This window comes from Pseudomonas sp. Cab53 (assembly GCF_018325965.1).
Classification (GTDB): Bacteria; Pseudomonadota; Gammaproteobacteria; order Pseudomonadales; family Pseudomonadaceae; genus Aquipseudomonas; species Aquipseudomonas chlororaphis_E.
The window spans coordinates 1,707,059-1,721,465 of the sequence record NZ_AP021902.1; the positions used below are offsets into that span (position 1 = coordinate 1,707,059).

General features: G+C 61.0%; 15 protein-coding genes and 1 pseudogene. 15 read left to right on the forward strand and 1 reads right to left on the reverse strand.

What is annotated here, in order from left to right; all coding sequences use genetic code 11:
- The 15 genes and pseudogenes from fliH (at position 1) to flhB (ending at position 12,291) form a co-directional block, all read left to right on the forward strand.
- Positions 1-831, forward strand: a complete 831-nt coding sequence (fliH, locus tag KI241_RS07425; RefSeq protein ID WP_123578557.1) for a flagellar assembly protein FliH — start codon at positions 1-3, stop codon at positions 829-831.
- Positions 821-2,179 (forward strand): flagellar protein export ATPase FliI, encoded by a 1,359-nt coding sequence (fliI, locus tag KI241_RS07430; protein WP_042731733.1) that lies wholly within the window; start codon positions 821-823, stop codon positions 2,177-2,179. Before fliH ends, fliI begins: the two co-directional genes overlap by 11 nt.
- 6 nt (positions 2,180-2,185) lie before the next feature.
- Complete coding sequence (gene fliJ / locus KI241_RS07435) at positions 2,186-2,635, forward strand: flagellar export protein FliJ (RefSeq protein WP_042731734.1); 450 nt, start codon at positions 2,186-2,188, stop codon at positions 2,633-2,635.
- Between the two features lie 111 nt (positions 2,636-2,746).
- Positions 2,747-3,058: pseudogene (locus tag KI241_RS07440) on the forward strand (STAS domain-containing protein); the annotation flags it as partial.
- A 73-nt stretch (positions 3,059-3,131) separates the two neighbouring features.
- Positions 3,132-4,838 (forward strand): fused response regulator/phosphatase, encoded by a 1,707-nt coding sequence (locus tag KI241_RS07445; RefSeq protein ID WP_042731735.1) that lies wholly within the window; start codon positions 3,132-3,134, stop codon positions 4,836-4,838.
- 30 nt (positions 4,839-4,868) lie between these two features.
- Entirely contained in the window at positions 4,869-5,213 is a 345-nt protein-coding gene (locus KI241_RS07450) for an Hpt domain-containing protein (RefSeq protein ID WP_042731736.1), read from the forward strand.
- Positions 5,214-5,301: 88 nt separating this feature from the next.
- Positions 5,302-6,666, forward strand: coding sequence for a flagellar hook-length control protein FliK (locus KI241_RS07455; RefSeq protein WP_123578862.1), 1,365 nt, complete (start codon positions 5,302-5,304; stop codon positions 6,664-6,666).
- Between the two features lie 203 nt (positions 6,667-6,869).
- Positions 6,870-7,373, forward strand: coding sequence for a flagellar basal body-associated protein FliL (gene fliL / locus KI241_RS07460; protein WP_042729111.1), 504 nt, complete (start codon positions 6,870-6,872; stop codon positions 7,371-7,373).
- A gap of 9 nt (positions 7,374-7,382) precedes the next feature.
- Positions 7,383-8,351, forward strand: coding sequence for a flagellar motor switch protein FliM (gene fliM / locus KI241_RS07465; protein ID WP_003184019.1), 969 nt, complete (start codon positions 7,383-7,385; stop codon positions 8,349-8,351).
- A 75-nt stretch (positions 8,352-8,426) separates the two neighbouring features.
- Positions 8,427-8,885 carry a flagellar motor switch protein FliN gene (gene fliN / locus KI241_RS07470; protein ID WP_042729112.1) on the forward strand — a complete coding sequence of 153 codons (459 nt, stop codon included), beginning with the start codon at positions 8,427-8,429 and terminating at the stop codon, positions 8,883-8,885.
- Positions 8,886-9,323, forward strand: coding sequence for a flagellar biosynthetic protein FliO (gene fliO, locus KI241_RS07475; protein ID WP_047737631.1), 438 nt, complete (start codon positions 8,886-8,888; stop codon positions 9,321-9,323).
- Positions 9,323-10,072, forward strand: a complete 750-nt coding sequence (gene fliP, locus KI241_RS07480) for a flagellar type III secretion system pore protein FliP (protein WP_042729114.1) — start codon at positions 9,323-9,325, stop codon at positions 10,070-10,072. The genes fliO and fliP overlap by 1 nt, the downstream gene beginning before the upstream one ends.
- Positions 10,073-10,095: 23 nt before the next feature.
- Positions 10,096-10,365: a flagellar biosynthesis protein FliQ gene (fliQ, locus tag KI241_RS07485; RefSeq protein ID WP_042729115.1), complete on the forward strand. Its 270-nt coding sequence runs from the start codon at positions 10,096-10,098 to the stop codon at positions 10,363-10,365.
- A gap of 4 nt (positions 10,366-10,369) precedes the next feature.
- On the forward strand, positions 10,370-11,152 hold the full coding sequence (gene fliR / locus KI241_RS07490; protein WP_047737628.1) for a flagellar biosynthetic protein FliR: 783 nt from the start codon (positions 10,370-10,372) through the stop codon (positions 11,150-11,152).
- A gap of 2 nt (positions 11,153-11,154) precedes the next feature.
- Entirely contained in the window at positions 11,155-12,291 is a 1,137-nt protein-coding gene (flhB, locus tag KI241_RS07495; protein ID WP_042729117.1) for a flagellar biosynthesis protein FlhB, read from the forward strand.
- 43 nt (positions 12,292-12,334) lie between these two features.
- On the opposite strand, the gene KI241_RS07500 is transcribed toward flhB, so the two are convergent.
- On the reverse strand, positions 12,335-14,248 hold the full coding sequence (locus KI241_RS07500; RefSeq protein WP_212803520.1) for a hypothetical protein: 1,914 nt from the start codon (positions 14,246-14,248) through the stop codon (positions 12,335-12,337).
- Positions 14,249-14,407: the final 159 nt, after the last annotated feature.

The window sequence follows — 14,407 nt, forward strand, 5'->3', positions numbered from 1 at the left end:
ATGTCTGCCAAGAGCGATGAGTCACCCAGCGACCTGATCCGCGCCCGGGACGTCGGTGGTTTCGACGTCTGGTCGCTGCCCAGCTTCGATCCCCATGTGCCCGAGCCTGAACCGGAGCCGGTGGAAGAACTGCCGGAAATCGAGGAAGTACCGCTGGAGGAAGTCCAGCCGCTGACCCTTGAGGAAGTCGAGAGCATTCGTCAGGAAGCCTATAACGAAGGCTTTGCCGTCGGCGAGAAGGAAGGCTTCCATAGCACCACCCTCAAGGTTCGCCAGGAAGCCGATGTGGCGCTGACGGCCAAGCTCCGGGCGCTGGAATCGCTGATGGTCAACCTGTTCGAGCCGATCGCCGAACAGGACACCCAGATCGAGAAGTCCCTGGTGGACCTGGTGCAGCATATTTCCCGGCAGGTGATTCAGCGCGAACTGGCGATCGATTCGAGCCAGATCGAGCATGTCATGCGTGAAGCCCTCAAGCTGTTGCCGTTGGGCGTGGGCAATGTGCGGCTGTACATCAATCCCCAGGATTTCGAACTGGTCAAAGCCCTGCGCGAGCGCCACGAAGAAACCTGGCGCATCGTCGAGGATGCGTCGTTGCTGCCGGGCGGTTGCCGGGTGGAAACCGAGCACAGCCGCATCGATGCGACCGTCGAGACGCGCATCAACCAAGTCATGGCCAAGTTGCTCGACCAATTGCACGAGCAAGCCTTGCACCCGGCCCCCAGCGATTTGAGCCTGGAGTTGCCGGACGAACCCAAGGGCGCCGCCGGTATCGACCTCGAAGGCGTCGAACCGGTTGCAACGACAGCGGACGACCGCGATGCGCCTTGAGCGAACCAGCTTCGGCAAGCGCCTGGGCAGTTACGCCGAGGCGACCGAACTGGCCGGCCAACCGATCCTCGAAGGGCGCCTGTTGCGCATGGTCGGCCTGACCCTCGAAGCCGAAGGCCTGCGCGCGGCCATGGGCAGTCGCTGCATGGTGATCAACGACGACAGTTATCACCCGGTGCAGGTTGAAGCCGAAGTCATGGGCTTTGCCGGCAGCAAGGTTTTCCTGATGCCGGTGGGCAGCGTGGCCGGGATCGCTCCGGGCGCACGTGTCGTGCCGTTGGCCGATACCGGTCGCCTGCCCATGGGCATGAGCATGCTCGGGCGCGTGCTGGACGGTGCCGGACGGGCTCTTGACGGCAAGGGCGGCATGAAGGCTGAAGACTGGGTGCCGATGGACGGCCCGACGATCAACCCGCTCAAGCGCGACCCCATCAGCGTTCCACTGGACGTGGGCATCCGCTGCATCAACGGTTTATTGACGGTAGGACGCGGGCAGCGCCTGGGTCTGTTCGCCGGTACCGGCGTGGGCAAGAGTGTGCTGTTGGGCATGATGACCCGTTTCACCGAAGCCGACATCATCGTGGTCGGGCTGATCGGCGAACGGGGCCGCGAGGTGAAGGAGTTCATCGAGCACATCCTCGGCGAGGAAGGCCTCAAGCGTTCGGTGGTCGTGGCATCGCCCGCGGACGATGCGCCGTTGATGCGCCTGCGGGCGGCCATGTATTGCACGCGTATCGCCGAGTATTTTCGCGACAAGGGCAAGAACGTCCTGTTGCTGATGGATTCGCTGACCCGTTTCGCCCAGGCCCAGCGGGAAATTGCCCTGGCCATCGGCGAGCCGCCGGCCACCAAGGGGTATCCACCGTCGGTGTTCGCCAAGCTGCCGAAACTGGTGGAGCGCGCCGGTAACGCGGAGAAGGGCGGTGGTTCGATCACCGCCTTCTACACCGTGTTGTCCGAAGGCGACGACCAGCAGGACCCTATCGCCGACTCGGCGCGGGGTGTGCTCGACGGTCACATCGTGCTGTCCCGGCGCCTGGCCGAGGAAGGGCATTACCCGGCCATCGACATCGAGGCGTCCATCAGCCGGGTCATGCCGTCGGTCATCAGCACCGAACACCTCAAGCGCGCCCAGCAGTTCAAGCAGTACTGGTCGCGCTACCAGCAGAGCCGGGACCTGATCAGCGTGGGCGCCTACGTGCCCGGCGGTGATCGCGAGACCGACATCGCCATCAATCTTTACCCGGCAATGTCCGTCTACCTGCGCCAGAGCCTGAACGACAACATTGGCTTGGGCGCCAGCGAAGCGCACCTGGAAAGTATCTTCACGCCGATCGCCGGCGGGTAACCGATCATGGCCACGAGTCGTGCGGCGCGTCTGGCGCCAGTGGTCGAGATGGCGGAGAAGGCCGAGAAAACCGCCGTCCAGCGATTGGCCTATTTCCAGGGCCAGGTGGCGGTTGCCGAAAGTAAGCTGGCCGACCTGGAAAACTTTCGCCTCGAATACCAGGAACAGTGGATCACCCGTGGCAGCCACGGTGTCTCCGGGCAATGGCTGCTGGGTTACCAAGGGTTTCTTGCACAATTGGGCACCGCGATCGACCAGCAACGACAAAGCCTGGTCTGGCACCAGAACAATCTGGAAAAGGCCCGCCAGAGTTGGCAAGAGGCGTTTGCCCGGGTCGAAGGCCTGCGCAAGCTGGTGCAACGCTATATCGATGAAGCACGGCAGTTGGAAGACAAGCGCGAGCAAAAGCTGCTGGATGAATTGTCCCAGCGCCTGCCGCGACAGAATCCGTACTGATCATGGAGTTTTTAGAGTGAATGCTGTGAAACCTTGCTCAGGCTTCGACCAAGTGCTAAACCTTGTACACGTATGTCCATGACAGGGAAGCCAGCTATGCAAGCTCAAGCGATACAAGTCTTTACCGAATTATCGAGCAATGGAAAAAAGCTGACGATTTCGGTCAAGGGGCGGTTCGATTTCAAGCTCCATCAAGAGTTTCGGCAGTCTTACGAGAAGTACGAAACACTCAATGCACAGCTTGATAGCTATGTCGTGGACTTGAAAGACACCACTTACCTCGACAGCTCCGCGCTGGGCATGCTGCTGTTGCTGCGCGACTACGCGGGCGGCGAGGACGCCGACGTGAGTGTCATCAATTGCGGCGCGGATGTGCGCAAGATCCTCGCGATCTCCAATTTCGAGAAGCTGTTCGATATCAACAGCCCGAAAGAAGACAAGTCGGCGGAGGGACGGCAGCAGGCAGGGCAATCCTCGGGCAAAGCCTGATACAGCCATGTTGTCCGCCGCCGAATCACTGACAGTCCTGATTGCCGAGGACAGTGCCGCTGACCGCCTGCTGTTGTCGACCATCGTCCGCCGCCAAGGGCATCAGGTGCTCACTGCCGCCGATGGCGCCGAAGCGGTCGAGGTCTATCTGGAGCAGCGCCCGCACCTGGTGCTGATGGATGCGATGATGCCCGTCATGGATGGTTTCGAGGCCGCGCAGAAAATCAAGCAGTTGGCCGGGGATCAGTTGGTCCCGATCATTTTTCTCACCTCGTTGACCGAAAGCGAAGGCCTGGCGCGTTGCCTGGAGGCCGGCGGCGACGACTTTCTTGCCAAACCCTACAACCAGGTGATCCTGGCCGCCAAGATCAAGGCCATGGACCGTCTGCGGCGGTTGCAGGCCACAGTGGTAGAGCAGCGCGACCAGATTGCCCGACACCATGACTACCTGCTCAACGAGCAGCGCGTCGCCAAGGCGGTGTTCGACAAGATCGCCCACTCCGGCTGCCTGAGCGCGCCGAACATCCGTTACCTGCAATCGCCCTATGCCCTGTTCAACGGCGACCTGTTGCTGGCCGCGTTCAACCCCGCCGGCGACATGCATATCCTGCTCGGGGACTTCACCGGGCATGGGTTGCCGGCGGCGGTCGGTGCGATGCCGCTGGCCGAAGTGTTCTATGGGATGACCGCCAAGGGCTACGGCCTGGCGCAGATCCTGCGGGAGATGAATGCCAAGCTCAAACGCATCCTTCCGGTGGACATGTTCTGTTGCGCGACCCTGCTGTGCCTGAGCTTCCAACGGCGCACGGTGGAGGTCTGGAACGGCGGCATGCCCGATGGCTACCTGCATGACAGCCTGAGCGGGGCGCGCACGCCGCTGCCGGCGCGGCACCTGCCGTTGGGTGTGCTCTCGCCGCAACTGTTCGACGACCGCACCGAAGTGCACCCCATGTCCCTGGGGGACCGGGTGTTCCTGCTGTCCGACGGGGTGATCGACACCGCTAACGATGACGAGCAATTGTTCGGCGTGGAGCGTCTGCAGCAGGTGTTCGCGGCCAACCGCGAGCCAGACCTGCTGTTCGAGGACATCCAGCAGGCCCTGCGGGACTTTCGCGGTGAGGCCCGGGACGATTTCAGCATGGTCGAGGTCAGCCTGGTCGCCGCGACGCAACTCAACCCGCCGCCACCGGTCTATTCCGATAGCGGTCAATCGAGCCCGCTGGACTGGTCGGTGAGCTTCGAGTTCCGGGCGCAGACGCTCAAGCGCTTCAACCCGATGCCGTATCTGCTGCAGTTACTGCTTGAGGTCCATGGGCTTCGGGCGCAGAGTGGCGCCCTCTACAGTGTTCTGTCGGAGCTCTACTCCAACGCTCTGGATCACGGGGTGCTGGGGCTCGACTCGGACCTCAAGCGCGACGCGTCAGGATTTGCACGTTATTACAACGATCGCAATACGCGTCTGGATGAGTTGAGCGCCGGTTACGTGCGGGTGCATCTGCACGTCACGCCAAACGGCGACGGTGGCCGTCTGGTTATCGAGGTCGAGGACAGCGGCGAAGGTTTCGATGTTGCCCGGGTGTTGGCACGGCCCGTGGACTGTGATCGGTTGTCCGGGCGCGGCGTAAGCCTGGTGCGTCAGCTGAGCCATCAGGCCCGTTGGTCAGACGATGGTCGTAGTGTACGCGTGGAGTTTTTCTGGGAGGCTCTGGCATAATCGGGTCATTCTTGATCAGGGAGCGAACAAGTGAGTGAGATTCATCTGGATCGCGACGTGCTCAGCACGTTGAAGGAAGTCATGGAAGAGGGCTATCTGGAACTGCTGGATACCTTCCTCAACGACTCCGAGGCGCGTTTGCGCGTGCTGCATGAAGCCCGGGACGCTGAAAAACTGAGCGCCACCGCCCACAGCTTCAAAGGCAGCAGCAGTAACATGGGAGCCATTCGCCTCGCCGAGTTGTGTGGTGAGCTGGAACAGCGTGCCAAACAGCCTTCGCTGGGGGGTATCGAAAAACTGGTCAGCGAAATCGACAGCGAATTTGCCCATGTCCGCAATCTTTGCCGGGAAGAGCGCGAAGGCTTCCACTGCTGAGATCTACCGGCCACTCAAGCGTTGGCCCGCCCCTTGCATTGTCTTGTCCGACTGTACCTATGAATCCAGTGCAGCGGAGAAAATGTTCATGCCTGTCACCCCTAATACGCTGCTCCAGGCCACTGCCCAGGCCAAGCCCCAGGCAGCCGTCAATTCACCGGCGGCGGCCCCGGACAATGGGGATAGAGCCTCCAGCTTCGCTCAGGTCTTCGCCCGTCAGGCGCCCGCCAAGTCATCGGCTGCCCCTGAACCGTCGGTAAAACCGATGCGCGACAAGTCTTCCGATAACACCGTCAAAAAGGACGCCGGCAACGAAACCGCTGCCGCCCCCGAGCGGACGGTTGCCGATAGCGGCAAACCCTTGCCCGCGGACAAACCCGCCGATGCCGACGACCAGGTCGCGAGCGATGACGCCGCAGATTCGACCGACGCGCCAGTGGCTGACGCTGCGCCGGTTGATCCGACATTGCTGCCGGAGGTCACCACGCCCGTGGTGACGACTGCGCCGGAGCCCGCGCCAGTAGTGGTGGCGGCGGATCCCCAGGTGGCCGCTGCGGTAGTGGCTCCAGTCGTCTCGCAGGCGCTGACCACGCCGCCTGCGGACCCGGCGACGGACCCTGCGTTCGATCCCCAAGCCGACCCGCTCGACGCGATGCCCGCCTTGCGGCTGGCCATGGAGCAGGGTGGTCATGTTTCCGCCGCCAGCCAGGCCCAGCCCAAGGCTGCCGCCCCGGCAGCACTTGATGCCGAGCCGACGTCGGCGCAAACCTTCGCCGCCGGCATGGCGAGCATGCTCACCGTGCAGGCTGACCAGGACAGCACCAGCCCTGGCAGCCAGGGCGGTGAAAAGGCTTTTGGCGGCTTGATCAACGAGGGCCTCAAGGACCTGACCAGTGCGGCCAGCGACACCCGGGTCGACGACTTCGCCAATCGCCTGGCGGCCCTGACCCAGGCGGCGACGCCGAAGACAGCCAACGCGGTGCCGGTCAACCAGCCCATTGCCATGAACCAGAATGGCTGGACCGAAGAGGTGGTCAACCGGGTGATGTACCTGTCGAGCGCCAATCTCAAGGCGGCCGACATCCAACTGCAACCCGCCGAACTCGGTCGACTGGACATCCGCGTGAACATGGTGCCGGACCAGCAGACCCAGGTCACGTTCATGAGTGCTCACCCGGGCGTTCGCGAAGCCCTCGAAGGCCAATTGCACCGCCTGCGGGACAGCTTCACCCAGCAGGGCATGGGGCAGGTCGACGTCAACGTGTCCGATCAGTCCCGAGGATCGCCCAACCAGGACCAGCCGGCCCAGCAGCAGGCCCAGGCCGGACGTACCACCTCATCGGGCGGTCGAGCGGATGCGTCGGTGGATGAGCACCTGCCGGCTGGCGTGGCCGAAGTTGCAGCCAGTACGACCAGTGTGATCGGCAGCAGCGCGGTCGATTACTACGCCTGACCTGGTGAGGTAACCTTTTGTGGGAGCGGGCTTGCTCGCGAAGGCGGTGTGCCAGTTGATAATCATGTCATCTGACGCACTGCCTTCGCGAGCAAGCCCGCTCCCACAGTTGTTTTCGGGTGGCGTAAATTGCTTCTGGCATAACACTTGCTCCTGCCTTGCCAGGCAACCGTGAACCCCCCGATTAGTGACGGATTATTGGCATGGCGAAGAGTGAAGCAGCAGCTGTAAAAGACCCGGCAACCAAGGGCAAGCTCAAGATGATCATCATGATCGTGGTGGGCCTGCTGTTGGCGATCGGGGTGTCCGTGGGGGCTACCTGGTATTTCATGCATGGAGCCCAGAGCAAGCCGGCTCCCGTGGCCGAAGCCGCCCCCGTCGGTAAGCAACCGGCCATTTTCGAATCCATGGCGCCTGCGTTCGTCGCCAACTACACCCAGAATGGCCGCCAGCGCTACATGCAGGTCAGCATCACCCTGATGGGGCGCAACCAGGCCGACCTGGAGGCCCTGCGGGTGCACATGCCGCTGATCCGCAACAACCTGGTGATGCTGTTCTCCGGACAGAATTTCGACACCCTGGCCACCCCTGTCGGCCAGGAAATGTTGCGCCAGAAAGCCACGGCCAGCGTCCAGGAAGTGGCTCAGAAAGAGCTGGGCAAAGTGGTGATCGAACAATTGCTCTTCACTAACTTCGTATTGCAGTAGGAACACGACATGGCCGTGCAGGACCTGTTGTCCCAGGACGAAATCGATGCGCTGTTGCATGGTGTCGACGATGGCCTGGTGCAGACCGAAAATGCTGCTGAACCGGGCAGCGTCAAAAGCTATGACCTGACCAGCCAGGATCGCATCGTTCGTGGACGCATGCCGACCCTGGAAATGATCAACGAGCGTTTCGCCCGCTACACCCGCATCAGCATGTTCAACATGCTGCGCCGCTCGGCCGATGTGGCCGTCGGTGGCGTACAGGTGATGAAGTTCGGTGAATACGTACACTCGCTGTACGTACCCACCAGCCTCAACCTGGTGAAGATCAAGCCGTTGCGTGGCACCGCCTTGTTCATCCTCGATGCCAAACTGGTGTTCAAGCTGGTGGACAACTTCTTTGGTGGCGACGGCCGTCACGCCAAGATCGAGGGGCGTGAATTCACCCCGACCGAGCTGCGGGTCGTGCGCATGGTGCTGGAACAGGCCTTCGTCGACTTGAAGGAGGCCTGGCAGGCGATCATGGAAGTGAACTTCGAGTACATCAACTCCGAAGTGAACCCGGCCATGGCCAACATCGTCGGCCCGAGCGAAGCCATCGTGGTCTCGACTTTCCACATCGAACTCGATGGCGGTGGCGGCGACCTGCACGTGACCATGCCGTACTCGATGATCGAGCCGGTGCGAGAAATGCTCGACGCCGGTTTCCAATCGGACCTCGACGACCAGGACGAACGCTGGATCAACGCGTTGCGCCAGGACGTGCTGGATGTCGACGTGCCGATCGGTGCGACGGTCGCCCGGCGCCAGTTGCGTCTGCGGGACATCCTGCATATGCAGCCGGGGGACATCATTCCCGTCGAAATGCCGGAAGACATGATCATGCGCGCCAACGGCGTGCCGGCCTTCAAGGTCAAGATGGGTTCCCACAAGGGCAACCTGGCGTTGCAGGTGATCGAGCCGATCGAACGCCGCTGACCGGTGTCGAAGTGGCTGAGCCTTTTTTACTGACTTTTACGTTTTGAACCGATTTTTGCCCGCCGAGGACACATGATGGCTGACGATATGAATACCCAGGATGACCAGGCGCTGGCCGACGAATGGGCTGCGGCCCTGGAAGAAACCGGCAACGCCGGGCAGGCCGATATCGATGCGCTGCTGGCGGCCGATACGGGGGCCCACGCTTCCAACCGTCTGCCGATGGAAGAGTTCGGCAGCATGCCCAAGAGCAATGAGCAGGTTACCCTGGACGGTCCGAACCTGGACGTGATCCTCGACATCCCGGTGTCGATCTCCATGGAAGTGGGCAGCACCGACATCAACATTCGCAACCTGCTGCAACTGAACCAGGGTTCGGTGATCGAGCTGGACCGTCTGGCGGGCGAGCCGCTGGATGTCCTGGTCAACGGCACGCTGATCGCCCATGGCGAAGTGGTGGTGGTCAACGAGAAGTTCGGCATTCGCCTGACGGACGTGATCAGTCCGAGCGAACGCATCAAGAAGCTGCGCTGAGTGAAAGGTTTCCTTGGCGCTGCATTGATGCTGCCGTTCAGCGTGCTGGCGGCCGAGCCGGTGGCCACGGCGGCCGCTACGTCGGCCAGTGGCAGCGGCGTGGCCGGGCAATTGGCGCAATTGGTGATCGGCCTGTTGCTGGTGCTGGGCCTGATCTTCTTCCTCGCCTGGTTGCTGCGCCGCGTGCAGCAGGCCGGGCCGGCGGGCAAGGGGCAGGTCATCGACATCGTCAGCACGCGCGCGCTCGGCCCACGGGACCGGCTGGTGCTGGTGCAGGTCGGCAACGAGCAGATCCTGCTCGGCCTGAGTCCAGGAAGCATCACCGCCTTGCACGTCCTCAAGGAGCCGGTGCAGGTGCCCTCCACCGAGCAGGCTACCCCCGAATTTGCCCAGCGCCTCATGGAACTGCTGGGCAAAGACCAGAAGGATAAGAAGTAATGCCGTTGCGCATTCTGTTGGCGCTGGCCTTGATGCTGGCCGCACCGTCGGTCTTTGCCGCCGATCCGCTGTCAATCCCGGCGATTACCCTGGGCACCAACGCCGACGGGGCCCAGGAATATTCGGTCAGCTTGCAGATCCTGCTGATCATGACCGCGCTGAGCTTCATTCCGGCGTTCGTCATGTTGATGACCAGCTTTACCCGGATCATCATTGTCTTCTCGATCCTGCGCCAGGCCCTGGGTCTGCAACAGACACCGTCGAACCAGATCCTCACCGGCATGGCGCTGTTCCTGACGATGTTCATCATGGCCCCGGTGTTCGACCGGGTGAACCAGGATGCGCTGCAACCCTACCTGGCGGAAAAACTCAGCGCCCAGGACGCGGTTGCCAAGGCCCAGGTGCCGATCAAGGACTTCATGCTTGCCCAGACTCGCAGCAGCGACCTGGAGCTGTTCATGCGCCTGTCCAAGCGCACCGACATCGCCAGTCCGGACCAGGCGCCGCTGACCATCCTGGTGCCGGCGTTCGTCACTTCCGAGCTGAAGACCGCGTTCCAGATCGGCTTCATGATCTTCATCCCGTTCCTGATCATCGACCTGGTGGTCGCCAGCGTGCTGATGGCCATGGGTATGATGATGCTGTCGCCGCTGATCATTTCCTTGCCGTTCAAGATCATGCTGTTCGTGCTGGTGGATGGCTGGGCGTTGATCATTGGCACCCTGGCGGGCAGTTTCGGCGGTGTTTAGACCTTCCCTGCGGATAGCAAGATATGACGCCTGAAGTTGCGGTAGACCTGTTTCGCGAAGCGCTCTGGCTGACCACCATGATGGTCGCCATCCTGGTGATCCCCAGCCTGCTGGTGGGCTTGCTGGTGGCGATGTTCCAGGCCGCGACCCAGATCAACGAACAGACCCTGAGCTTCCTGCCGCGTCTGCTGGTGATGCTGGTCACGCTGATCGTGGGCGGCCCCTGGATCGTGCAAACCTTTATGGAATACATCCTGCGTTTGTACGGCAGTATTCCGCAGTTGATCGGCTGACCTGATGTCGATGCTTGCGCTGACCGACACCCAGATCAGTTCCTGGGTGGCGGCGTTCGTCCTGCCGCTGTTTCGCGTCACCGCCGTGCTGATGAGCATGCCGGTCTTCGGCACGACCCTGTTGCCGCGACGCGTGCGCTTGTATTTCGCCCTGGCGATCACGGTGGTCATCGCCCCCGGCCTGCCGCCGATGCCGCCGGTCCATGCATTGGACCTCAGTGCGTTGATGCTGGTGGCCGAGCAGATCCTCATCGGTGCCCTGATGGGGTTCTCGTTGCAGCTGTTTTTCCAGGCATTCGTCGTGGCCGGGCAAATCATTTCGATCCAGATGGGCATGGCCTTCGCCTCCATGGTCGACCCCACCAACGGGGTCAACAGTGCGGTGATCGGGCAGTTCCTGACCATGCTGGTGACCTTGCTGTTCCTCGCCATGAACGGGCACCTGGTGGTGTTCGAGGTACTGACCGAAAGTTTCACCACGATGCCTGTGGGCAGCGCGCTGCTGGTCAATCATTTCTGGGAGATTGCCGGCAAGCTCGGTTGGGTCCTGGGTGCGGCGATGGTGCTGGTATTGCCGGCGATCACCGCACTGCTGGTAGTGAACATCGCTTTCGGCGTCATGACCCGGGCGGCGCCGCAACTGAACATCTTCTCGATCGGTTTCCCGCTGACCCTGGTGCTGGGCATGGTGATCTTCTGGATCAGCCTGGGGGATATTCTCAACCAGTATCAGCCGCTGGCGACCCAGGCCCTGCAGCTGCTACGTGACATGGCACAGGCGCGCTGACCATGGCTGAAAGCGAGAGTGGCCAGGACAAGACAGAAGACCCCACGGAGAAGCGCAAGCGCGAATCCCGGGAAAAGGGCGAGATTGCCCGCTCCAAGGAGCTCAACACCCTGGCGATCATGCTGGCCGGGGCGGGTGGCCTGTTGATCTACGGGGGTGGGTTGGCCCTGGACCTGCTGGAAATCATGCGCCTTAACTTTTCCCTGCCTCGCGAAATACTGCTCACGCCCGGCGCAATGACGCAGTACCTGTTGCACTCGGGCAAGATCGCGATCCTGGCGGTGCAGCCGATTCTGATTTTCCTGCTGCTGGCGGCCTTTATCGGGCCGATTTCCCTGGGCGGCTGGCTGTTCGCCGCCGGCAGCCTGGCGCCCAAGTTCAGCCGAATGAACCCGCTGTCGGGCCTCAAGCGGATGTTTTCCACTTCGGCGCTGATGGAACTGCTGAAGGCCTTCGGCAAGTTCCTGTTGGTCCTGTCCGTGGCGTTGACGGTGTTGCAGGGCGACATCGACGACCTTCTGAGCATTGCCCACGAGCCGTTGGAGCAGGCCATCATCCACAGTGTGCAACTGGTGGGGTGGAGCACGTTGTGGATGGCTTGCGGGCTGATCCTGATCGCCGCCATCGACGTACCGATCCAGCTTTATCAGAGCAAGCAGAAGCTGATGATGACCAAGCAGGAGGTGCGCGACGAGTACAAGGAGCAGGAGGGCAAGCCGGAGGTCAAGCAAAAGATCCGTCAGCTGCAGCGCGAAGTCTCCCAGCGCCGGATGATGGCGGCCATTCCGGAGGCCGATGTGGTCATCACCAACCCGACCCACTACGCCGTGGCGCTCAAGTACGACCCCGAAAAAGGCAATGCGCCAGTGTTGCTGGCCAAGGGCAGCGACTTCCTGGCCTTGAAGATCCGCGAGATCGCCGTCGCCAACCAGGTGATGCTGCTCGAATCCCCGGCCCTGGCACGGTCGATCTACTACTCCACCGAACTCGAAGAAGAAATCCCCGGCGGCTTGTACCTGGCCGTGGCCCAGGTGTTGGCCTACGTCTACCAGATCCGCCAGCACCGCGCCGGCAAGGGCAAGCGTCCCGAGCCGCTGAAAGACCTGCCGATTCCGCCGGATTTGCGGCGTGATTCCTGAGCTGCTCGTGGGTTGGGCGGCATCGGGCCAGTCGCCTCCTGGGCTACGGAGTTCTGTTCCACTTGTTGGTTGAAGCGGCATAGCGAAAGTGGAGGGTATCGCCTGTTTTAAGCTGCAGGTCGACCCCTGATGCCAGGTTGGTACCCATGACGGTAGCGGTGTAGGTTGCACTGGAGGTCAGGGTGACCTTGTCGTTGTTCCAGGCATTGGCGGGAAGTGTGATCTGCCGGACAAAGTCCCCGTTCCTGAAATGCACCTGGGTTTCTTCGGTGCCGGTATCTGCCATCTGGGCGCCCGCCTGGGCCGCGCCATAGCTGTGTATGGCCGCCTTTACCAACTGCCAGGTGCCTTGGTTGAACATGAAGAGATACTGATCGCCCCGCTGGCAGCGATAGACCCTGTCGCCGGAACGACGATGGATATGGCTGTGCCAGCCTTCGGCGGCCGTTATTTCGGACGCTATCTCGAGATACCTATAGGCGGGTGCGGTGCCTGGCAGGTAGATATGGTCTGTCCAGTTGTAATCCGCGGTCCTGTAACGGACGAATTTCTCTTCGGCACCTATGTCCGGGACCGTATCGCCTGAGGTATTGGGGGAGTGGACAATCTCGGGGTGCACGGTCCATTTGGTTTGCTCGGCGTTGTAGGTGAATAGCACTACATCACCTTTCGTTAGAATTATGTGATCGGTTGGAATATTACTTGTGTCTACCTTCAGGGTTGTATTCCATGCAGCCTTATGGATGATGAGCACCGTGCCATCGGGCGTCGCATAGGAAGGCAGGTGCAGCGTGTCCCGCCAATTGCCGTCGTATATGTCCAGGACGATTGCCCGGTGTCCAGGAGGTATGAAGCCGTTGGTAAGTTCCAGAGGGGTTAGCGAAAGGGCGCTCCATTGCTTGCTTCTGAAGCTGTTGGCATGAATGCAGTTGTCGATATGCCGATGTCGCAGGGACCAATCCGTATTGATGATGTGATACTTCATGATCGGTGAATTTGCAGCGCCCGCTGCGAACCAGTTCATGACGTCCGAGGACATGTCGTCAGGTTGAAAGACCTGAGTGTATTTGTGTGCCTGGATGGCGCGTAGCTCATAGTCGGGTTTGGGTTCGTTACCCACCTGATCGATGAAGTTCTTCAGTTCGCTGCTGGAAGGCCGGTCCTTGCCTATCCAGCGTTGATTGACCCCTGGCCAGAACAGCGGATCGCGCTGGCTGCTGTTGTAGGCGATCACCACATTCTTCTGCAAGGCCCACAACTGCCTGAGTACCAGCATGTTCCACCTGGGTTCGATCAATCGGTTGCCCAGCCGGTTTTTTATGATCGTGGCTAACTCCCGATGTGCTGCGTCGGTAAAGTCTTTGAATCCATGGAAATCGAGGATCATCACTTCTTTATCGTGGGCGGTATAGAGGTTGATAGCCGCTTGCAGGCAGTCGCCTGAGACGGTCCTGCCAGAGTTGCCGCTGTGGAAGATAGAAAATCTTCTAGGGTCTGACTGCGCCAGTCCCCAGTAAAACTGGATCCTCAGATCGAGCACCCGGATACCTGTATGTAATTGACTATGAGGTGATACGTCTTGGCAGGTCTCAAGGCTGTTGCTGTAACCCGCTTGCTTATCCATCGCCGAGTTGTGCGTGCCGGGCAGGATCATTTCATCGATGCGCAAGCTCCCGGTAACGCCGGGGTAGTAGCCCATCCAGTTGGGGCGAACATTATTGAAAGGTGAGCAAATACCGCCGCTGATACTGCCGTTCGGGCACCAGCCTACCCTGGGTGCTGAAAGCTCCTCCTCACCAGGGGTGGATTCACAGTGGGTCGCCTGTTCGGTGTCGGGGTATGGTTCGTAAGGGAAGGGCGCGAAATCAGGCTGAACGTAAGGTTTCAGTACGCCCTGTCCGTCCAGGTGGTCCGGATGCACGCCCATTTGTTCGGCAAGGGAAGTATTATCGATCATGACAAGCCTCCGCCAAGTGCGCTGCGGTTTTCGCTAGCGCCACATCCATTGCGCATTCATTCAACACCCCGTTGCCAGTCTTAACCACTCTCAGATGTGCCAGGTTGACGTTTCGCTCGTTCGGTGCTGGCGGTATGCGCAACTTCTGGCCTGTCACTT

Excerpts from the sequence above, each read along its gene's own strand:
- fliH (WP_123578557.1), top strand. The coding sequence starts at position 1 with ATGTCTGCCAAGAGCGATGAGTCACCCAGCGACCTGATCCGCGCCCGG.
- fliI (WP_042731733.1), top strand. The coding sequence starts at position 821 with ATGCGCCTTGAGCGAACCAGCTTCGGCAAGCGCCTGGGCAGTTACGCC.
- fliJ (WP_042731734.1), top strand. The coding sequence starts at position 2,186 with ATGGCCACGAGTCGTGCGGCGCGTCTGGCGCCAGTGGTCGAGATGGCG.
- KI241_RS07445 (WP_042731735.1), top strand. The coding sequence starts at position 3,132 with ATGTTGTCCGCCGCCGAATCACTGACAGTCCTGATTGCCGAGGACAGT.
- KI241_RS07455 (WP_123578862.1), top strand. The coding sequence starts at position 5,302 with ATGCCTGTCACCCCTAATACGCTGCTCCAGGCCACTGCCCAGGCCAAG.
- fliL (WP_042729111.1), top strand. The coding sequence starts at position 6,870 with ATGGCGAAGAGTGAAGCAGCAGCTGTAAAAGACCCGGCAACCAAGGGC.
- fliM (WP_003184019.1), top strand. The coding sequence starts at position 7,383 with ATGGCCGTGCAGGACCTGTTGTCCCAGGACGAAATCGATGCGCTGTTG.
- fliN (WP_042729112.1), top strand. The coding sequence starts at position 8,427 with ATGGCTGACGATATGAATACCCAGGATGACCAGGCGCTGGCCGACGAA.
- fliP (WP_042729114.1), top strand. The coding sequence starts at position 9,323 with ATGCCGTTGCGCATTCTGTTGGCGCTGGCCTTGATGCTGGCCGCACCG.
- fliQ (WP_042729115.1), top strand. The coding sequence starts at position 10,096 with ATGACGCCTGAAGTTGCGGTAGACCTGTTTCGCGAAGCGCTCTGGCTG.
- fliR (WP_047737628.1), top strand. The coding sequence starts at position 10,370 with ATGTCGATGCTTGCGCTGACCGACACCCAGATCAGTTCCTGGGTGGCG.
- flhB (WP_042729117.1), top strand. The coding sequence starts at position 11,155 with ATGGCTGAAAGCGAGAGTGGCCAGGACAAGACAGAAGACCCCACGGAG.
- KI241_RS07500 (WP_212803520.1), bottom strand. The coding sequence starts at position 14,248 with ATGATCGATAATACTTCCCTTGCCGAACAAATGGGCGTGCATCCGGAC.